This is a genomic window from Streptomyces sp. HUAS 31, assembly GCF_028198125.1.
GTDB lineage: Bacteria > Actinomycetota > Actinomycetes > Streptomycetales > Streptomycetaceae > Streptomyces > Streptomyces chartreusis.
Genome location: NZ_CP116353.1, coordinates 9,175,251 through 9,194,527 on the forward strand (window position 1 = coordinate 9,175,251; position 19,277 = coordinate 9,194,527).

The following is a 19,277-nucleotide window of genomic DNA, read 5'->3' on the forward strand; positions in this document are numbered from 1 at the left end:
CGCACTGCTAATCGGATGCCCGCTCCGGTCGCGCACATTGCATGACGACGGTCACCCGGCCGCATCGCATCACCCGTCAGGACGGAAGACGCACAAACGAGGCGGTCACCTGCCTCCCCCGCCCCACCCGCGCACCGAATACCACCCGCCCGACGCAGTAGCCGACCCCCACGAATCGACCGCACGGGCACTACGCCGCCGGGGCAGGGCGCAGCGCAGCCGTTACCGGTCCGACGTCTCCCGCTGGGCCACGACCGTCTCGGGCTCCTGCTCGACGCCCGGGTCAGGAGTGGCCTTGCGGGGCCGGGTCGAGCTCTTGAGGCGTTCGAAGGTGCGGGTCAGTTGTTGGAGGGGTGACGGTGCCGCGACGGCGGCCGGCTGCGGCTGCCGCTCGGGCGCTGCGTCGGCGGACTCCCGGAACGCGGCCAGCGCCGCGTGCGCCTGCTCGGCGGCCTCGCGGTACAGGTCGCGGGACTTCGTCATCGCGTCCAGGGCCTCCGCGTACATCGCCACGAGCTTGCGCTCGCGTGTGAGCTCCTCCTCGAGGGTCAGCAGCCGCCAGTCGTCGCGCAGGGCGGTGAGGGCCTCCTGGGCACCCTCGGGCAGGGGCCGCGGCAGCGCGGCGAAGCGCGTCACGGCATGGATGAGTTCGGCCGGCTCCGAGCCGTCGAGGAAGACGCTGCGCACGGCGAAGCCGTCGGCGTCGTAGTCGTCCGGCGCCGGAGTGCCGGGCAGCACCACGGCGCCGCCGCGCGGCACCTGCAAGCCCAGGTCCCGCAGGGCCCAGTTCACGACGCGCAGCTGACTGGGCGCGGCACGGTGCTCGACGACCCGGTGCCGCAGGCTCGGCGGCAGCATCCCGGCGAGCGGTACCTGTCCGCGCTGGTCGGTGGTCATGGCCTCGTGGACGACGACATGGATGCTCCAGTCGTCCCGGGCGGCGTCCCGCAGTATGCGCCGTACGGCCTTGTCGTCCGGGTCGAGGGGGTTGATCTCGCGGAGCCGCAGGCCGGTGACCGGGTCGTGGTCCCAGGCAGCGTCGGGTTCCTGCGGCCAGAACATCGCGGCCGGAGAGGGCCAACGGGGATCCCACGGAGCCTCGGCCTCGGCGACCAGCACCCACTCCTGGCCGTTGCCCGAGTCCCGCCGGACGGTCAGCCGGGCCCGTACGGTCACGGATCCGGCGACCCGCCATCGGGCCTCGAAGATCGAGTCCTGGGCGGCCTCGTCCTCGGGCACTTCCAGGAAGTCGTCGATGGAGCGGTTGTCCTTGAGCCGCCGCAGTGCGGTGCGGACCGCGTCCTGCGCTGCGGGACCCGTATGGCGGCCGCGGGCCGACCACACAGTGGGAGGAGTCGTGGGGCGGGTGCTGGAGGAACTGGGCATGGGTCCATCTATGGGCGGGGGCGCGTGCTTCTTACAAGTATCGTCGCCGCAGATGACTGCCCACTTGCCGGGGTCCGCACACGGGGTGTGCGTGATCCGCACCCGCCGAGGGCCGTTCACCCGTGGCCCGCGCTCCGTCCTGTCATGACAATGACTCGTTGAGCGGGACCCGCCCACCATCCGCATTGGGGCGGGCCCCGCTCATCCCCCACGTGCGCTCAGTTGTGGTACGTGATGTAGCCGTTGCCGTCCCGGTCGTTCTGGGACTTGGTGTAGGCGTGCGAGTCCGCCCCGGCACCCGAGGGCTTGTAGAGGTAGATCGTGTCCTTGTCGTTGTTCCACATGAAGTTGCAGTTGTCGCGGTAGACGACGTTCTTCGTGTCGGAGTCGGTGCCGTTGCCGCCGCGCAGCTTCACGTAGTCGCCGGGCTGGAGGTAGTGGTTCGCCGTGAACGCGAACTTGTTGCCGGCCTTGTCCTTCACGACGTAGCCCTTGAGGTTGACCGTCGTGCCCGACGAGTAGTTCTTGATCGTCAGATATTCCTCGTCGGTGTTGCCGGTGCGGCAGCTGTTGGAGTCGCTGCCGGGCGCGTCGTACTGGATGCCGCGGACCTTCAGCGCGGACGAGTACTCGGTGGCCTGTGCGGGTGCGGCGGCGAGTGCGGCGAGGGTGCCGGTGGCGAGCGCGGTCGTGACGAACATGCGTATGCGCATGGAGAAACATCCCCCCTGTGTGGAACTTCTGTGAAGATCAGGATTTTAACCATGCGCTACAGGTGCTGCGCCGATTTCACCGAAATGCGGGACGCGGGTGCGTCAGTGCGGGTACGCCCGCGGTGGCCGCTGACGGGGGAGCTCGTCGCGGAAGTCCGAGATGACCGAACTGATCTGGCGCATCAGCGCGGTGTTCTCGAGCCGGTCGAGATACAGGTTGTGCCGGGCCAGGGCGGGTGCGTCGACGCAGAAGTACAGGGCCATGAGCGGATTGACGAACAGTTCGCCGCCCTTCGTCCGCTCGGTGAAGCGGACGTCGCCGAAGTCGCCGCGTACCGCCGCGGCGACGGAGCCCTGGACGATGCTCGGGTGGTCCGGCGTGCACCGCTGGGCGTGTGCCACCGCGTCGAGGTACAGGCGCCCCTCGTGGCTGTCGCGCGGCAGCGAGAAAGCGCCGAGATAGCCGCCCTCGCGGTCCAGCGCGGCGAGATTCTCCAGCACCAGCGAGTGGTTGACCCCGTGATAGGCGTCCACCCCGAACCCGAGGCACGCCACCAGCCGTACGGCGACCTCGTCCAGCCCGGCCACGGCCGCCAGGCTCGCCATGTCCTCCTCCGGCGTGCCCAGCCCGTTCTCGTCGCCGCGCATGAGGATGTCGGTGCCGCCGTCCACCAGTACGACGGCGTCCACCCCGCCCAGGTGCGCCAGCAGTGTGCGGTAGGCGTCCCGGAGCGGCCGTACGCCCGTGCGCGGGAACGCGTACACGGTGTCGGGCAGTTCCTGTCCGGCGAGCCAGCGGGCGAGCGTCCGCTCGGGGAAGTAGTCGCCGCGCGCGGCGGTGTCCGGGCGTATCGCCGCGACGTCGTGGTCCACCCACGTGTCGAGGTCAAGACCGAACAGGTCGGAGAAGGACAGGTTGGCCAGGTGGACGTCCTTGCCGGCCGCGCGAAGGGCGAGGGCCAGGGGCAGGCCGGCGTACACGTCGAAACCGCCGCCGGCGCCGGCGATGAGCACCCGTCGCGCGTCGCGCAGCCGGGTCAGGAAAGGAGGCTCCAGGAGTGAGAACACCGGGGGACGCTAACAGGCGGAGATCATCGGGGAGAGGAAAAACCGGGAGGGCCGGAGGCGGGAACCTCCGGCCCTCCCGGTCGATGCCGGTCGGCGGGTTATGCGCCGCTCTCGCGGAGCATGTCCTCGCGCTCGACGAGCTTCACGCGCTCACGGCCCTGCGGCTCGCCCAGCGCCTTCTCCGCGGCGTCGAGCCTGTACCAGCCCTCCCACGTGGTGAACCGCACGTTCCGCTCGGCCAGGAAGGCGTCCACGGCCTCCGGCTCGGGCGCGGACGGCGTCTGCAGACGGCCGTCCGCGAAGTCGGCCAGCAGGTTCGACACCGTCTCGTTGGCGTCGCCCTTGGTGTGGCCGATGAGGCCCACCGGGCCGCGCCGGATCCAGCCGGTGACGTACGTCGACTGAAGGTGCTCGCCGGACTCCTGTATGACCCGGCCGCCCTCGTCCGGGACCGTGCCCGACTCGATGTCCCAGGGCAGCTTGGGGAGCTTGTCGGAGAGGTAGCCGACGGCGCGGTAGATCGCGGAGACGTCCCAGTCCTTGAACTCGCCGGTGCCCTTGACGTTGCCGGTGCCGTCGAGGGCGGTGCGCTCGGTGCGCAGGCCGACGACCTTGCCGTCCTTGCCGAGGACCTCGGAGGGCGACTCGAAGAAGTGCAGGAACAGCTTGTGAGGCCGGTCGCCGACGTCGCGGATCGCCCAGTTCTCAAGGGTCTTGGCGACCATGTCGGCCTGCTTGTTGCCGCGCCGGGTCTCGATCGAGCCCGCGTCGTAGTCGATGTCCTCGGGGTCGACGATGACCTCGATGTTGGGGGAGTGGTCCAGCTCCCGCAGCTCCATCGGGGAGAACTTCGCCTGCGCCGGGCCGCGGCGGCCGAAGACGTGGATCTCCAGCGCCTTGTTGGCCTTCAGGCCCTCGTGGACGTTCGGCGGGATCTCCGTCGGGAGCAGCTCGTCCGCCGTCTTGGCCAGGATGCGGGCCACGTCCAGCGCGACGTTGCCGACGCCGAGCACGGCGACCTTCTCCGCCTCCAGCGGCCAGGTGCGCGGTACGTCCGGGTGGCCGTCGTACCAGGAGACGAAGTCCGCCGCGCCGTACGAGCCGTCGAGGTCGATGCCAGGGATCGGCAGTGCGCGGTCGGCCGTCGCGCCGGTCGAGAAGATCACGGCGTCGTAGAACGCGCGCAGGTCGTCAAGGCTCAGGTCTCCCGGGTAGTCGACGTTGCCGAAGAGTCGGATCTGCGGCTTGTCGAGCACCTGGTGGAGGGCCGTGATGATGCCCTTGATGCGGGGGTGGTCGGGGGCGACACCGTAACGGATCAGTCCGAAGGGCGCGGGCATGCGCTCGAACAGGTCGATGGAAACGCCGGGCTCGGCGGCCACCTCGGACTTGAGCAACGCGTCGGCGGCGTAGATCCCGGCGGGGCCGGCTCCGACGATGGCTACCCGCAGGGGGCGGGGCATGATCAGGTTCCCTTCGAGCGGCGATAGATCGACTCGACGGGAAGCCTAAACTAAGGCAAGCCTAAGTCGGTACGCGGGTCCGACCTATGAGCTCATAAATCAATTCTATGACCAGAGCCGTCGTGGACGGCATCGGGCTGCGCCCCTAGGTCACGGCGGGGCGGGTGGGTTGCCGTACGGACGGGGGTCGTACGGCAACCCGGGTCCCGGTCAGTCGATGTGGAAGCTGTCTCCGTACACCTTCCAGTTCAGCGGTGTGTTCAGGTCGAGGTTGCCCGCCCGCAGGAAGACCCGCTGGGCAGTGTCGACCCGGCTGGTGTCGCTGTGGGCCTCCTCCTGCTTCATGGCCCATACCCGCGCGTCCAGGAAGGCGTTGAGGTACGTGACCTCGTCACCGCCCTGGGCCGGCGGCCGGGCCCGGTTCAGGGCGCGCTTGCGGATGTTGCGGAAGCTGGTCGGGTCCGTGCCGTCGCCGTGCATGACGATGGCGTCGTAGTACGCGAACTGGCCGAGCACGCGCAGTCCGTCGGCCCTGCCCTGCTGCACGGCCGGGTTGAAGTACACCCGGTCGCGCTCGTCGTTCTGCGCCTGCTTGAACGCCTGGTCCTGCGCGGCCCGGCCCCAGTCGCGGGGGTAGTTCGGGTCGAGCCCGTCGTGCGAGTCGGTGCCGTCGACCCGGCGCAGGGCCGGCAGGTACGAGGCGAGGACGTTGCCGGGGCGGCGGCCGGTGTACAGCTCCACGAGGTCGAGCATGTCGCCCGTGCCGGAGCAGAAGCCGATGATGCCGGCGGTGTAACCGCGGCCGTCGCCGATGTCCTCGATGTACTTGTACTGCGCCTTCCAGTCGAGCGAGGAGTTCTCCGCGCTCGACACCAGCTTCATGGCGATCTCCTTCTTCGCCGGGTCGTCGAGTCCCACCGCGGCGCTGTGCGCGGCGGCACGGGGGGAGCTGAGGAGCGGGGCTGACGCGAGCGACGCGCCTATCAGGGTGAGAAGCGTGCGGCGCGACGTGTGCGTGGGGTGCTTCACGGCGGCTCCAATGGGAGGTGGGGGGTGGGGAGTTGGCCGTTCCTGTCACTGATAGGAAGGTTTCCTATCAGAAGCTGGGCGCGCAAGGCACCGGTCGCGTCGAAGGTTCGTACCTATCTACAAGCCGACGCGGCGGTTCCGCCGGTCATGGCAGGAGCTGTGCCCCCGGCTGCGGCAGCGACTGTTCCGCCCAGATCACCTTGCCCGCCGGCAGGTAACGCGTGCCCCAGCGCTCGGCGAGCTGCGCGACCAGGAACAGGCCGCGCCCGCCCTCGTCCGTCATGGCGGCGTAGCGCAGATGCGGCGAGGTGCTGCTGGCGTCGAAGACCTCGCAGATCAGACTCCGGTCGCGCAGCATGCGCACCCGGATCGGGTCACCGCCGTACCGGATGGCATTGGTGACCAGCTCGCTCAGCATCAGCTCCGTGGCGAACGACAGCTCCTCGAGCCCCCAGCGCTCCAGCGTCTCCGTCACGGCGGAGCGGACCTGGCCCACGGCCGCCGGGTCCGGCGGCACGTCCCACTCGGCGACCATGTCGGATCCGAGCGCACGCGTGCGCGCCACGATCAGCGCGATGTCGTCGCTCTGGCGCCCCGCGAGGCGGGCCTCCAGGACGGCCTGGCAGGTCTCCTCCGGCGTCCGGCCGGTCCCCGTCAGCGCGACGCGCAGCTGCTCAAGGCCCTCGTCGATGTCGTGGTCCCGGTCCTCCACCAGCCCGTCGGTGTACAGCACGAGCCGGCTGTCCTCCGCGAGCTCCAACTCGGCCATCTCGAACGGCAGCCCGCCCAGGCCCAGCGGGGGACCGGCGGGTACGTCCGGGAACTCCACGGTGCCGTCCGGCCGGACCAGGGCCGGCGGCGGGTGGCCGGCGCGAGCGATCGTGCACCGCCGGGACACCGGGTCGTAGACCGCGTACAGACAGGTCGCGCCGGTCACCGCGGCGGTGTCGCCCTCCTGGGCCTCGTCCTGGTCGATCCGCGCGACCAGCTCGTCCAGGAGCCCGAGCAGCTCGTCGGGCGGCAGGTCCAGGGCGGAGAAGTTGTGCACGGCGGTGCGCAGCCGCCCCATGGTGGCCGCCGCGTGCAGCCCGTGGCCCACGACGTCCCCGACCACCAGCGCCACCCGGGCGCCGGACAGCGGCAGTACGTCGAACCAGTCGCCGCCCACTCCGGCCTGCGCCGGCAGATACCGGTAGGCGATGTCCAGGGCGTTCTGCTCGGGCAGGCTCCGCGGCAGCAGGCTGCGCTGGAGCGTGACCGCCATGCTGTGCTCGCGCGTGTACCGGCGGGCGTTGTCGATGGACACCGCCGCCCGCGCCACCAGCTCCTCGGCGAGCGCCACCTCGTCGGTGTCGAACGGCTCGCCCTTCTGCGACCGCCAGAAGCTCACCACGCCGAGCAGCAGCGACCCCGCCCGCAGCGGCACCGCGATCAGCGAGTGGATGCCGAACTCCACCACCTGCGCCGAGCGCTCCAGGTCCTGGGCACGCCAGCCCGGCGCCTCGTGCAGCAGCGGCTCGATGACGGCGTGCCCGCCGCTCAGGGCCCGGGCCTGCGGCGAGGAGTCGACGAACCGGATCTGCTGGCCCACCGGGTACAGCGGCGCGTCCTTGCGTATCCCGCTGCACGCGGTGCGGCGCAACCGGGTCACCGCCTCCGGCTGCCCGCCGCCCAGCACCGCGTCGAACAGGTCGACGCTGGCGAAGTCCGCGAACCGGGGCACCGCCAGCTCCGCCAGTTCCTCGGCGGTGCGGGTGACGTCAAGGCTGGTGCCGATGCCCACGCCGGCGTCGTACAGCATGTTCAGGCGCTCGCGGGCCTCCTCGGCGCGGCCGGACAGGGCCCGCAGCTCCGTCGAGTCGCGCACCGTGGCGACGCTGCCCGAGGGGCGGCCCCTGAGATGGGTGGGGCGCTGGTTGACCGCGAGGAGCCGGTCCTTGACCAGATGCACCTCGTCCGTGGCCATCCGGCCGGAGTCCAGCAGCTCGGCCGTGTCGGCGGCCAGCCCGAGGTCGAGCACCTTGCGTCCCTCGGCGTCCTCGGGCAGGTCGAGCAGGCGGTGCGCCTCGTCGTTGGCCAGGAGCAGCCGGCCCTCGTCGCCGACGATGACCACGCCCTCGCGCACGGCATGCAGAACCGCGTCGTGGTGCTCGTACATCCGGGTCATCTCGTCAGGCCCGAGGCCGTGCGTCTGCCGCAGCAGCCGCCTGCTGACGAGGGCCGTGCCGGCCGTGGACAGGGCCAGCGCGGCCGCGGCGGCGATCAGGACGAGCGGCAGCTGCCGGTCCGCCGTACCGCCCACGGTGTCCGTCGTGATCCCCGCCGAGACCAGGCCGACGACCTTCCCGTCGGGATCCTTGATCGGGACCACTGCCTGCACCAGCGGACCGATGGTGCCGGTGATCTGCTCGGTCACCACCTTGCCCTCCAGCGCGGGCTGCAGGTTCCCGACGAAGTGCTTGCCGATCCGGTCCGGCTTGGGGTGGGTGTAGCGGATGCCGTCGGTGTTCATGACGACGATGAAGTCCACGCCGGTGGCCTTGCGGGCCGCCTCGGCCTTCGGCTGGAGCACGGCCGTGGGGTCGGGGCTGCTCAGCGCCTCCCGGGTGCCCGGCGCGTTCGCGAACGCCTGGGCCACCGCGACGGAGCGGTTGCGGGCCTCCTGCGTGCTGTCGTACCGCACCTGGAGCACCAGGGCCACGACCGCGGCGACGACCAGCAGCAGCACGATCACGACCTGGAGCAGGAACACCTGTCCGGCGACACTGCGTCCGCCGACGCCGGACCGCAGTCGCCCGAACAGGCCCTTGCGCTGCTCCTGGGCGCCGGGGTCGAACGGCATTCCCCGCTCGGGCACCACCGTGCCGCGGTCCGGCGCACCCCGGGTGCGCGGACCGCTGGGACGACGTGCCGACCGGGCCCCGGATCGACCCGATAGTCGGACCATGTGCCCATGTCTACACTGCATGGCCTTCAGAGGCGAGAGAGGTCACGGACCGTGACAGGTGCTGTTTGCGCTTCCGCCCCGCGATCACCGTGATGATCCACCGAAACCGGGCAACTCCCGCCCCCGTCACAGCAGTACGTGGTTCACGGCAACCGGAATCCGGAGGCCCGTCCCTCACTTCCGGCGCAGTGGCGTGGCGCGCCGGGTGGCGAGCAGCAGCGCGATGTCGTCGGGGCGGTCCGTCATGTGCCGGGCCGTCGCGGTGAGCCGGTCGGCCAGGCTCGCCAGGGTGCGGCCGCCCGGGCGGGCACCGGGGCCGCCGGCCCTGGCCAGGGCGACCCGCAGCGCGCTGATGCCGTCGTCGATGTCGACGCCGGGCCGCTCGACCATCCCGTCCGTGTACAGCGCAAGCACGGCACCGGGGTCCATCCGCAGCTCCGCCACCGGGTACTGGGCCTGCGGGTCCACACCGAGCACGACCCCGCCCGGCAGGTCCAGGAGCTGGGTGCGGCCGTCGGGGCGGCGCAGCAGCGGGCGCGGGTGCCCGGCGACGGCCGCCTGCGCGACGCCGGTCGACGGGTCCAGCCGGATGTAGCAGCAACTCGCGAACAGTCCGGCGTCCAGATCGATGAGCAGGCGGTTGGTGCCGCTCATGACCTCGTCCGGCGGCCGGTCGCCGAGGGCGAAGGCACGCACGGCGCTGCGCAGCTGGCCCATGGTGGCCGCCGCCTGCACACCGTGCCCCTGCACATCGCCGATGACCAGCGCGATCCCGTCCCCGGCGGACACGACGTCGTACCAGTCGCCGCCCACCTCCATGCCCTGGGTGCCCGGCAGATAGCGGCCGGCGGTCTCCAGCAGCGGGTGCTCCGACAGCCGCCTCGGGAGCAGCGCCTGCTGGAGCCCGCGGGCCAGCGCGGCCTCGCTCTCGTAGCGCTGCGCCTTCTCCAGGGCGTGCGCGATCAGGCCGGCCATGGCGGTGAGCACCGAGCGTTCCTCGCTGCTGAAGCTGCGCGGCCGGTCGAAGCCGAGGATGCAGGAGCCGACGGGACGGCCGGAGGCGATCAGCGGCAGGAACGCGCGGGCGCCTTCCGTCGCGTCCAGCGCGATGCCGGGGTAGGCGTCGGCGAGCTGCTGCATCGAGTCGAAGAACAGCGGGCGCCCGGTGGTCAGGGTCTCCACGCCCGGCAGCCCCTTGTCCAGCGCGACGCCGTCGAACGGGGCGAGGAACCCCTTGGGGAAGCCCGTCTCCCAGGCGAGATAGAGATGGCGCTCCTGGAGCAGATAGATGGCGAGCCGGCGGCCGCCGAACACCGGCAGCAGCTCCCGCATCACCACGGCGGACACCTGACGGGGCGTGACGGCCTCCGTCAGCGCGATCGCGAGGACGATCGGGCGGTACAGCGGAGCGAGTGAAGTGGCCCCGGCGGGCTCTTGCGCGCCCAGGAGGTCGGAGGTGCTGTCCGTCGCGCCGTGTCCGGGGCGGATCGTGCAGGTCAGCAGGTCGGGTCCGGGGTACACCGACAGTGCGAGCAGCTCCTCGCTGAAGGTGCGGGCGGCGGTCTCGCGCTCGGGGTCGGGCGGTCTGCGGACGTGGAAGTGCACCGGGTCCGGGGACAGCAGCGCGACCCGCAGATGGTCCTCGACGGACGGCAGGTTCAGCCACGGCACGCTCTCCCACAGGGTCCGGCCCAGCAGCTCCCCGCGTGGCTGGCGCAGCAGCTTCGCCGCGTGCGGATTGGCGTAGACGACCGAGCCCAGCCGGTCCAGGCAGAACACCCCGTCCGGCAGCTGATCGGCCGCCACGTCCGCCACCGCGCTCGCCCCCGGGTCGAGGACGACTCCGCGCACGGGCGCCGCCCCCAAGGGCCCCGAGTCCTCGTACGGCCCCCAGACCTCCACCAGCCGCAGCGCGTCGTTGGCCGCACGGACGTACAGCGGCAGGGCCGGTGGCCGGCCGCCCGCCGCCTCCCGCAGCGCGGCCAGGATCCGGTCCGTGTCACCCGGTGCCACGGCCTCCGCGAACTCCTCCACGGTGGCGTGGGCCTCGCCGGGAGCGGAGCCCAGGACGACGTTCAGCCGCTCCTCGGCCGTCACGACGTTCGTCTCCGGATCCCAGGCGAACCGGCCGAGATAGCCGGAGGGCCGCCGTCTGGCCGGCGGCCGCACGCACAGCGGGCCGCCGTCCCAGGTCACCGCCGCGGCGTCCCCGTCCTCCAGGGTCCGCAGCGCCGAGCCAAGCTCCTTCGCCAGCTGGGACATGCGCTCGCGCACGGGCAGCAGCTCGGTGGCGTCGCCCGCCGCGGGCCGCAGCACGGTCAGCACGCCGAAGACCGACGATCCACCGGTGACGGGGACGTACAGCGATCCGAACTGGAACGGCAGTCCCGCGGCGAACTGCGGATAGCGGCGCATCGTCTCCGTCGCGTTCGGCAGCACCACCTCGACGCCGAGGCGGTAGGCGTCCGCGACGGGGAACGGCCGGTCGACGTGCAGCCGCCACCACGGCCGGAACAGCGGGCCCGGCAGTCCCTCCAGCACCGCCAGCCTGAGCAGTCCGGGCGTGCCGGAGCGCAGGTAGACCCCTCCCGCGTGCCCGCCGGCCGCGCTGATCGCCTCCGCCGAGGCATCGATCAGCAGCGCCGCAAGCTCGCCGGGCGTCCGCTCTGCGCCCTCGGCGCTCCCAGTCATCGGCCCTACCTCGTCCGTACGCCGTCACGCGCGCGACACAGCAAGAATGCGCCACGAGAGCCCCAGCTCGCACCTGGGGCGACAGAATCCGTCGCACTCGACGCCCGGGACGGACGAGCGCGGACGCCACCGGATCCAGCGCCCAGGACCGGAAACGGGCGCCGGACCGCGGCCGCGGGGGCGTCGACTTCCCGCCACGAGCTCCCGTCGCCGAGGCGGCGGCCGAAACCGTGCGACGGACCCTCCCGTTGTCCGTGCGAGACCCGAGGCTGTCCGGAAGACTCGGGAACGGGCTCGGCGGGCTCGGTAGAGGCAGGAGAGCAGACGCATGGAGTACTACGACCTCGGCACGCACACCCGCTCCGTCACCACGTCCTCCCCTCAGGCCCAGCTCTGGTTCGACCGCGGGCTGGTCTGGACGTACGCCTTCCACCACGAGGAGGCGGTCGCCTGCTTCGAGGCCGCCGCCGCGGCCGACCCCGACTGCGCCATGGCCCACTGGGGCATCGCCTACGCGCTCGGGCCGAACTACAACAAACCCTGGGAGTTCTTCGACGACCAGGACCTCGCGCGCACCGTCGACCGCACCCACGCCGCCGTCGAGCTGGCCCATGACAAGGCGGCCGACGCCACGCCCGTCGAGCAGGCCCTGATCGCCGCGCTGCGCGCCCGCTATCCGCAGGCCAAGGCGGTGGAGGACTGCTCGGTCTGGAACGCCCCCTACGCCGAGAGCATGCGCGCGGTCTACGAGCTCGCCCCCGACGACCTCGACATCGCCACCCTGTACGCGGACGCCCTGATGAACCTCACGCCCTGGCAGCTGTGGGACCTGCGGGCCGGTGAACCGGCCGAGGGGGCCCGCACCCTGGAGGCCAAGGCGGTGCTCGACCGGGCTCTCGCCACCGCCGCCGGGCGCGATCACCCGGGCGTGGTCCACATGTACATCCACCTGATGGAGATGTCCCCGACCCCGGAGGCGGCGCTGACGGTCGCCGACCGGCTGCGCGGACTGGTGCCCGACGCCGGGCACCTCAACCACATGCCCTCGCACCTGGAGGTGCTGTGCGGCGACTACCGCAGGGTGGTCTCCGACAACACCGCCGCGATCACGGTCGACGAGAAGTACCACGCGCGGGCCGGGGCGATGAACTTCTACACCCTGTACCGCTCGCACAACTACCACTTCAAGATCTACGGCGCGATGTTCCTCGGCCGGTCCGAGGTCGCCCTCCAGACCGCCGCGCAACTGGAGGCGTCCATCCCCGAGGACCTGCTGCGGGTGCCGAGCCCGCCCATGGCCGACTGGCTCGAGGGCTTCCTCGCCATGCGCGTCCACGTGCTGATCCGCTTCGGCCGCTGGGACGACATCCTGGCCCTGCCGCTGCCCGCCGACCCGGAGCTCTACTGCACCACGACCGCGATGGTCCACTACGCCCGCGGCGTCGCCCTCTCCGCCACCCACCGCGTCCCGGAGGCGGAGGCGGAACGCGACCTCTTCCGGGCGGCGGTCGCCCGGGTCCCCGAGACCCGCATGCTCTTCAACAACACCTGCCACGACATCCTCGCCATCGCCTCGGCGATGCTCGACGGCGAGCTGGAGTACCGCAAGGGCCACCACGACGCCGCCTTCGCCGCGCTGGAGCGCTCCATCGAGCTGGACGACAACCTCCCCTACGACGAACCGTGGGGCTGGATGCAGCCCACCCGGCACGCCTACGGCGCCCTTCTGCTCGAACAGGGCCGCGTCGAGGAGGCCGAGGCGGTCTACCGGGCCGACCTCGGACTGGACGGCACCCTCCCGCGCCCCCTCCAGCACCCCGGCAACGTCTGGGCCCTGCACGGCCTGCACGAGTGCCTGCTGCGTCTGGGCCGGACCGGGGAGGCGCAGATGATGGCCCAGCAGCTGCGTCTCGCCGCCGCGCTGGCGGACGTACCCATCGAGGCGTCCTGCTTCTGCCGGCTCGACACGACCGCCGCAGAGGCCGCGGAGGACGGCTGCTGCGCGGAGTGAGCGAGGGCGCGAGGGATCAGCGCGCCCCGGGCGTGCGGGGCAGGGGCTGTTCGAACCAGACCACCTTGCCCGTGCTCAGCCTCGTCGCGCCCCAGCGCTGAGCGAGCTGGTCGACGAGGAACAGCCCTCGGCCGCCCTCGTCGCTCAGCCGGGCGTGCTGCATCCTCGGCACCACCGTGGAGTCGTCGCCCACCTCGCAGCGCAGCACGTCGGTGTGGAGCAGCCGCAGGGTGATCGGCCGGGCGGCGAACCGCACCGCGTTCGCCACCACCTCGCTGACCAGCAGCTCGGTGGTCTCCACCAGGGAGTCGAGCCCCCAGTCGGCGAGCGTGCGGCGGGTCAGCCGGCGGGCCTGCCCGGCGGTCTGCGGGCGAGGCGCCATGTACCAGTAGGCGACGGTCTCCGGCAGGATGCCCTCGAACCGGGCGGCCAGCAGCGCGATGTCGTCGTCGCGTTCCCCGGAGCCCAGCGCGCCGAGGGCCGCGTCGCACAGTTCCTCCAGCGCCGGGGCGGCGGGCCCGCGGGCGGCCGTACCCAGCCGGGCGCACAGCCGCTCCACCCCGGTCACGACGTCCGAGTCACGGGACTCGACCAGGCCGTCGGTGTACAGCAGCAGCGTCGCCCCGGCCGGCGCATGCGTCTCGACGGACCGGAAGCCGCCGCTGCCGACGCCGATCGGCGCTCCGGGCGGGGCTTCGAGGACCTCGACGCCGCCGTCGGGGCGCAGCAGCACCGGCGGCAGATGGCCCGCGTTGGACACGAGCAGCCGGTGCAGCACCGGGTCGTACAGGGCGTACAGGCAGGTCGCCGTGTGCTCGCTGCCCAGCCGGCCCGCCTGGTCGTCGAGGTGGTGCAGCACCTCGTCCGGGGGCAGGTCCAGCCCGGCCAGGGTCTGCACGCTGGTGCGCAGCTGGCCCATGATCGCCGCCGAGGTCATGGAGTGGCCCATGACATCGCCGATGACCAGCGCGACACGGTTGCCGGGCAGCGGGATGGCGTCGTACCAGTCGCCGCCGACCTGGGCGGTGCGCGAGGACGGCAGATAGCGGCTGGCCAGCCGGACGCCGGGCGGCTTCGGGAGCGAGGGCGGGAGCATCGTGCGCTGCAGGGTGTTCGCGACGGAGGCCTCACGCTCGTACAGCATCGCCTTCTCCAGCCCGAGCGCGGTGTGCGTGGCGAGCTGGGAGGCCACGAGCAGGTCGTCGGCGGTGAAGTCCTCCCGGCCGGCTTCGCGGGTGAGCAGGACGCTGCCCAGCGCGTGGCTGCGGCCGTGCAGCGGCGCGAAGATCAGCCGCTGCCCGGCAGGGAGCGCCGGGGGAGTGCCCGGCGTGCCCAGCAGCTCGGCCGCGGCGGAGGCGACGCCCGGGGTGTCGCCCAGCGCCGGCCGCCCCTCCCGGAGCAGTCCGGCGAGCGGGCTGCCGGGTACCGGGCGCACGGTCTCCGCGGCCTGGGGGTCGTCCTGGTCGGCCGGGGCCGGCTCGGCGTCCGGGGCATCGGGGTCCCGGCGTTCGGAGCGGTCGGTGCAGTGCAGTTGCAGGACGCCCGGCTCGGCTGCGGTCTCGTCGCCGACCGGCAGGGGGGCGTAGAGGTGGATGTACGCCCGGTCGGCGAAGGCCGGGACGGCTGCCCGGCACAGTTCCCAGAGGGTCTCGTCGAGGTTCATGCCGCGGGCGATCCGCCGGGTCGCGGCGTCCAGGTAACGCAGCCGGTCGGTCAGCGGCCCGGTGAGGTCCGGTCCCGGTGCCTCGCCGAGCGGGGCCGGGGGAGGAGCCGGCCCGGACCGGGACGTCGGATCGGGGCGCTGCGGCCGGTGCGGCGCAGCACGTCCACGCATGCCGGGTGTCTGGTCCCGGATGCCGTCACCACCTCCGAGCTGCTTCGCCATGCCCGTCCTTGTGCCTCCCCTTGCGCTGTGCGGTCCGCCTCCGAGCGGGCGGACCTGAAGTCGTCACGCCCGCCGTGCGCAGCGCAGGAAGATCTGCACCTCGGGCTGGATGTCGGCGGCCGCCGGCGCGTAGGTGTACGAGGACTCGCCGGCGATCTCGAAGCCCGCCTCCTGGACGACCTCGCGCAGTTCGTCGCCGAGGTAGCCGGAGACGCGGATGCTGCTTCCGATGAAGGGGATCGTGAAGTCGTCCACGTCGGCCTCCACCATCGACAGTGCGAACAGACCTCCCGGAGCGAGCAGGTGGCGGACGGTCCGCAGGGCGAGCGGGATCTCGCCGCGCGGCAGCATGAGCAGGGAGAAGAAGGCGGTCACCGCGTTGAAGCGGCCCAGGTCCAGGGGGCCGCCGGGTCGCAGGTCCGCGATGTCCGCCCGGTGGAACACACCGCCGGGCACATGACCGCGGGCCAGCGCGACCATGCGCTCCGACAGATCCACCCCGACCACGTCGAATCCCGCGAGAGCCAGCTGGCGCGCGGTCGGGAGCCCGGTGCCGCAGCCCAGGTCCAGGACCCGGGATCCGGTCCGCAGCGACCCGATGAGCCAGTCGGCGGCGGCGATCTGGCCCTCCTTGTGCGGGAAGGCCTCGTCGTAGCGGTCGCCGATCACGTCGAAGGCCTCGGCCTGACCTGTGCGGTCGAGCCGTAGAGTCCCGTAGTCGAGCCCGTCGGCGGGGTTGCTCACAAGGAATCTCCTCGCAGGCATCATGGTCGATTTCGATTACTTCATATGGGCATGAAGTTATTCATCCCGATGTGACCAATGATGCCCGATTTTGACAACAGTTCTCACGCCGGGATCCCCTGAATCCCGGCGTGAGCGATCCGTCGCCTACGGGGCCACGTCCTCCAGCTGCCGGCCGCTCGTCTCCTCCGCGGCCACTCCCGCGGTGAGCGACCCGACGAGGGCGACCACGGCGAGCGTCACGAAGACGGTGCCGAGCGCGCCACCCGCGTACACCGCGCCGACGACGATCGGGCCGAGGATCACGCCGAGGCGGTTGACCGCACCGCCGAGGCTCGTGCCGAGGGCCCGCATCCGGGTCGGGAACAGCTCGGGCGTGTACAGGTACAGGCAGATGTTCGCGCCGAAGAAGAACACCGCCGACAGGGACGTCCAGATCAGCACGCTGCTCGCCGAGCCACCGGCGAAGAGGCCGAGGAGCAGCAGGCACAGGGCGGCACCGCCCAGACACCACGTGACGGTGTGGCGCCGACCGATCCGGTCCACGGTCAGGGCGACGACGAGACAGCCGAGGAAGCCCGCGCAGGACGTCACCGTCGAGTACAGCAGCGCGTCGGACAGATCCAGGTGGAAGCGGGAGCCGTAGATGGTGGGCAGCCAGGACGAGATGCCGTAGTTGACGAAGTAGCCGCAGAACCACAGGGTGCAGACGACCAGGGTGCGCTTGCGGTAGCGGCCGGTGAGGAGCTCGCGCAGGCCGCTCCTGGCGTGGGACTCGCGTGCGACGGGTGCGGCGGGCGCCGGCTGCGGCAGCGGCTCGCCCGTGATCTTCTCCACCTTCGCCTCGATCGAGGCCATCGTCGCGAGCGCCTCGTCGTGCCGGCCGTGGTCCGCGAGCCAGCGCGGCGACTCGGGCACACAGCGCACGACCAGCACGCACAGCACGCCCGGGATCGCGGCGAGGCCGAACATCCAGCGCCAGCCGAGCAGCGGCATCAGCCACCAGGCGAGCACCGCGCACGCGGTCAGACCGGCGGGGAAGACCAGCTCGTACAGCAGGACGAACCGGCCCCGTTTGTGGGCGCGGGTGATCTCGGCGATGAAGGTGGCCGCGACCGGCACCTCACCGCCGATGGCGAGACCCTGCACGAAGCGCAGCGCCATGAACGGCCCCGGCGAGGCGCACAGCGTCAGCAGCAGGCTGCACACGCCTGACAGCGCGATGCACGCCGCGATCACCTTGACCCGGCCGATCCGGTCGGCCAGGCGGCCGGACAGCAGCGCGCCGGCCAGCATGCCCACGGACCCGACCGTGATCAGGGACGTGGTCTGGCCGGTGCTCAGGTGCCACTCGGCGCGCAGTTCGGGCAGTGCGTAGGCGATGAGCAACTGGTCGAAGGCCTCGAAGAAGGTCACCGCGCCGATGATGAGCCGGACGGTGACGTGCCAGCGGCACAGGGGCAGACGCTCGAAGCGGGCGCCGATGGCGGCCACGAGCGCCGCCGTGTCCGCGGGGCGCCCCGCGGTGGCATGGGGAGTGTCGGTCGTCATGGAGGGGTCCTCCGGACCCGCGCACTGGTGCTGTGAAAGGCACAGGATACGCACGGGTGGGTTCGGGCCGGCCCGGCGACGGCGACAGCCGTGCACCGGGGCGGCGACAGAGGTGGGGACGAGGCCAGTCTGGCTAAGCGCTAAATCTCTCAGCGCTCAAGTTTTATCCCGTCTGTGAAGCAGGTCGTCAAGGGTTCGTCCCCACGTCGATGAAAAAACTTTGCCAGGTCCTCTTGCGGCAAAAATACTTAAGCCCTTAGATGTTCAGGACTTCGATACATGCCCAACGGAGGTTCTGCCATGTCGCGCACACCGGTCGACGAGATCCTCATCGGGGGGTGCTTCAGGCGCGGCACGGGAACGCCGATCGTGACCGTGGACCCGGCCGACGGCCGCCCGATCACCACCGTCCACGCCGCCTCGCCCGCCGATGTCGACGAGGCGGCCCGCGCCGCCGCCGAGGCCGTGGCGACACCCGCCTGGCGGGACCTGCTCCCGCACCGGCGCGCCCGCGTCCTGCACCGGATCGGCGACCTGATCGAGGAGCACGCCGCCGACCTGTCCGCCCTCCAGACCGCCGACACCGGCAAGACCCGCACCGAGACCCGCGCCCTCGCCCTCAGCGCCGCCGGCACCTTCCGCTACACGGCGGCGGCGCTGGAGACCGCCGAGGACTCGATCACCCCGTCCCGGGGGCCGTACGTCACGATGAGCGTGCACGAGCCGATCGGCGTCGTCGGCGCGATCAACCCGTGGAACTCACCGATCGCCTCGGACGCCCAGAAGGTCGCCCCGGCCCTCGCGGGCGGCAACGCGGTCCTGCTGAAGCCCGCCGAGTGGACCCCGCTCGTCTCCCTCGCCTTCGGACGCCTGGTCCACCGGGTGCTCACCGAGGAGGAACTGCCGACCGCGCTGCTGTCGGTGCTGCCGGGCAAGGGCCGCGTCGTCGGGGACGCGATCGTCACCCACCCGCTCGTGAAGCGCATCGGCTTCACCGGCGGCACCACCACCGGCCGTGCCATCGCCCGCACCGCCGCCGGCAAGCTCGTCCCGGCCTCCCTCGAACTCGGCGGCAAGTCGCCGACGATCGTCCGCGAGGACGCCGACGTCGAGCAGGCCCTCGCAGGCGTGATGTTCGGGGTCTTCTCCTCCAGCGGCCAGTCCTGCATCGCAGGCTCCCGGCTCTTCGTGCACCGGACGCTGTACGACTCCTTCGTCGGCGAGCTCGTCCAGCGCGTGCGCAAGCTGCGCGTGGGGCCGGGCACCGACCCGGACACCCAGGTCGCCCCGCTCGTCCACCACCGGCACCGCGACGCCGTCGCCGAGTACGTGGACCTCGCGCGCTCCGAAGGCGGCCGAGTGCTGTGCGGCGGCGCGATCCCCGACGGCGAGCGGTACGCGGCCGGCGCCTACTACCTGCCGACCGTCATCGACGGCCTGCCGAACTCGGCCCGCACCTGCCAGGAGGAGATCTTCGGCCCCGTCCTGGTCGCACTGCCCTACGACGACGAGGACGACCTGGTCCGGCAGGCCAACGACAGCGTCTACGGGCTCGCCTGCGGCATCTGGACCCGTGACGCACACGCCGCCTGGCGGCTCGCCCGGCGTATCGACGCCGGGACCGTCTGGATCAACACCTACAAGCAGTTCTCCATCTCCACCCCCTTCGGCGCGATGAAGGACAGCGGCCTCGGCACCGAGAAGGGCCGCGACCTCATCCGCTCCTACCAGCGGCAGAAGTCCCTGTACTGGGGCACCGACACGACACCCCTGCCCTGGGCCGGCTGAC

General features: G+C 71.9%; 12 protein-coding genes. 2 read left to right on the forward strand and 10 right to left on the reverse strand.

Annotated features, from left to right (window positions below):
* Positions 1-222: 222 nt before the first annotated feature.
* The 7 genes from PGH47_RS39900 to PGH47_RS39930 all read right to left on the reverse strand — a co-directional run bounded on the left by PGH47_RS39900 (position 223) and on the right by PGH47_RS39930 (position 11,297).
* Complete coding sequence (locus tag PGH47_RS39900) at positions 223-1,386, reverse strand: hypothetical protein (protein ID WP_271667529.1); 1,164 nt, start codon at positions 1,384-1,386, stop codon at positions 223-225.
* Positions 1,387-1,604: 218 nt separating this feature from the next.
* Positions 1,605-2,099, reverse strand: coding sequence for a lamin tail domain-containing protein (locus PGH47_RS39905; RefSeq protein WP_271667530.1), 495 nt, complete (start codon positions 2,097-2,099; stop codon positions 1,605-1,607).
* 102 nt (positions 2,100-2,201) lie between these two features.
* The gene (locus PGH47_RS39910; protein WP_271667531.1) at positions 2,202-3,167 is read right to left on the reverse strand and encodes a DUF1152 domain-containing protein; all 966 of its coding nucleotides are present in this window, start codon (positions 3,165-3,167) and stop codon (positions 2,202-2,204) included.
* A gap of 98 nt (positions 3,168-3,265) precedes the next feature.
* Complete coding sequence (locus PGH47_RS39915) at positions 3,266-4,630, reverse strand: FAD-dependent oxidoreductase (RefSeq protein WP_271667532.1); 1,365 nt, start codon at positions 4,628-4,630, stop codon at positions 3,266-3,268.
* A 210-nt stretch (positions 4,631-4,840) separates the two neighbouring features.
* On the reverse strand, positions 4,841-5,659 hold the full coding sequence (locus tag PGH47_RS39920; RefSeq protein WP_271667533.1) for a chitosanase: 819 nt from the start codon (positions 5,657-5,659) through the stop codon (positions 4,841-4,843).
* A gap of 145 nt (positions 5,660-5,804) precedes the next feature.
* Complete coding sequence (locus tag PGH47_RS39925) at positions 5,805-8,501, reverse strand: SpoIIE family protein phosphatase (RefSeq protein WP_376053143.1); 2,697 nt, start codon at positions 8,499-8,501, stop codon at positions 5,805-5,807.
* A 279-nt stretch (positions 8,502-8,780) separates the two neighbouring features.
* Positions 8,781-11,297: a SpoIIE family protein phosphatase gene (locus tag PGH47_RS39930; protein WP_271667535.1), complete on the reverse strand. Its 2,517-nt coding sequence runs from the start codon at positions 11,295-11,297 to the stop codon at positions 8,781-8,783.
* 328 nt (positions 11,298-11,625) lie between these two features.
* Between PGH47_RS39930 and PGH47_RS39935 the strand changes: the two genes are divergently transcribed.
* Entirely contained in the window at positions 11,626-13,308 is a 1,683-nt protein-coding gene (locus PGH47_RS39935) for a tetratricopeptide repeat protein (RefSeq protein ID WP_271667536.1), read from the forward strand.
* A 16-nt stretch (positions 13,309-13,324) separates the two neighbouring features.
* Here PGH47_RS39935 and PGH47_RS39940 read toward each other — a convergent pair whose 3' ends face one another.
* The 3 genes from PGH47_RS39940 to PGH47_RS39950 all read right to left on the reverse strand — a co-directional run bounded on the left by PGH47_RS39940 (position 13,325) and on the right by PGH47_RS39950 (position 17,488).
* Positions 13,325-15,193, reverse strand: a complete 1,869-nt coding sequence (locus PGH47_RS39940; protein ID WP_271667537.1) for an ATP-binding SpoIIE family protein phosphatase — start codon at positions 15,191-15,193, stop codon at positions 13,325-13,327.
* Between the two features lie 63 nt (positions 15,194-15,256).
* The gene (locus PGH47_RS39945; RefSeq protein WP_271667538.1) at positions 15,257-15,937 is read right to left on the reverse strand and encodes a class I SAM-dependent DNA methyltransferase; all 681 of its coding nucleotides are present in this window, start codon (positions 15,935-15,937) and stop codon (positions 15,257-15,259) included.
* 147 nt (positions 15,938-16,084) lie between these two features.
* The gene (locus PGH47_RS39950; protein WP_271667539.1) at positions 16,085-17,488 is read right to left on the reverse strand and encodes an MFS transporter; all 1,404 of its coding nucleotides are present in this window, start codon (positions 17,486-17,488) and stop codon (positions 16,085-16,087) included.
* Between the two features lie 300 nt (positions 17,489-17,788).
* Here PGH47_RS39950 and PGH47_RS39955 point away from each other — a divergent pair, with 300 nt between their 5' ends.
* On the forward strand, positions 17,789-19,276 hold the full coding sequence (locus PGH47_RS39955) for an aldehyde dehydrogenase family protein (RefSeq protein WP_271667540.1): 1,488 nt from the start codon (positions 17,789-17,791) through the stop codon (positions 19,274-19,276).
* The last annotated feature ends 1 nt before the right edge of the window (position 19,277 follow it).

Coding starts and splice junctions, on each gene's coding strand:
- PGH47_RS39925 (WP_376053143.1), bottom strand. CDS start 8,501: ATGCCGTTCGACCCCGGCGCCCAGGAGCAGCGCAAGGGCCTGTTCGGG.
- PGH47_RS39940 (WP_271667537.1), bottom strand. CDS start 15,193: ATGGCGAAGCAGCTCGGAGGTGGTGACGGCATCCGGGACCAGACACCC.
- PGH47_RS39905 (WP_271667530.1), bottom strand. CDS start 2,099: ATGCGCATACGCATGTTCGTCACGACCGCGCTCGCCACCGGCACCCTC.
- PGH47_RS39915 (WP_271667532.1), bottom strand. CDS start 4,630: ATGCCCCGCCCCCTGCGGGTAGCCATCGTCGGAGCCGGCCCCGCCGGG.
- PGH47_RS39935 (WP_271667536.1), top strand. CDS start 11,626: ATGGAGTACTACGACCTCGGCACGCACACCCGCTCCGTCACCACGTCC.
- PGH47_RS39900 (WP_271667529.1), bottom strand. CDS start 1,386: ATGCCCAGTTCCTCCAGCACCCGCCCCACGACTCCTCCCACTGTGTGG.
- PGH47_RS39955 (WP_271667540.1), top strand. CDS start 17,789: ATGTCGCGCACACCGGTCGACGAGATCCTCATCGGGGGGTGCTTCAGG.
- PGH47_RS39950 (WP_271667539.1), bottom strand. CDS start 17,488: ATGACGACCGACACTCCCCATGCCACCGCGGGGCGCCCCGCGGACACG.
- PGH47_RS39930 (WP_271667535.1), bottom strand. CDS start 11,297: ATGACTGGGAGCGCCGAGGGCGCAGAGCGGACGCCCGGCGAGCTTGCG.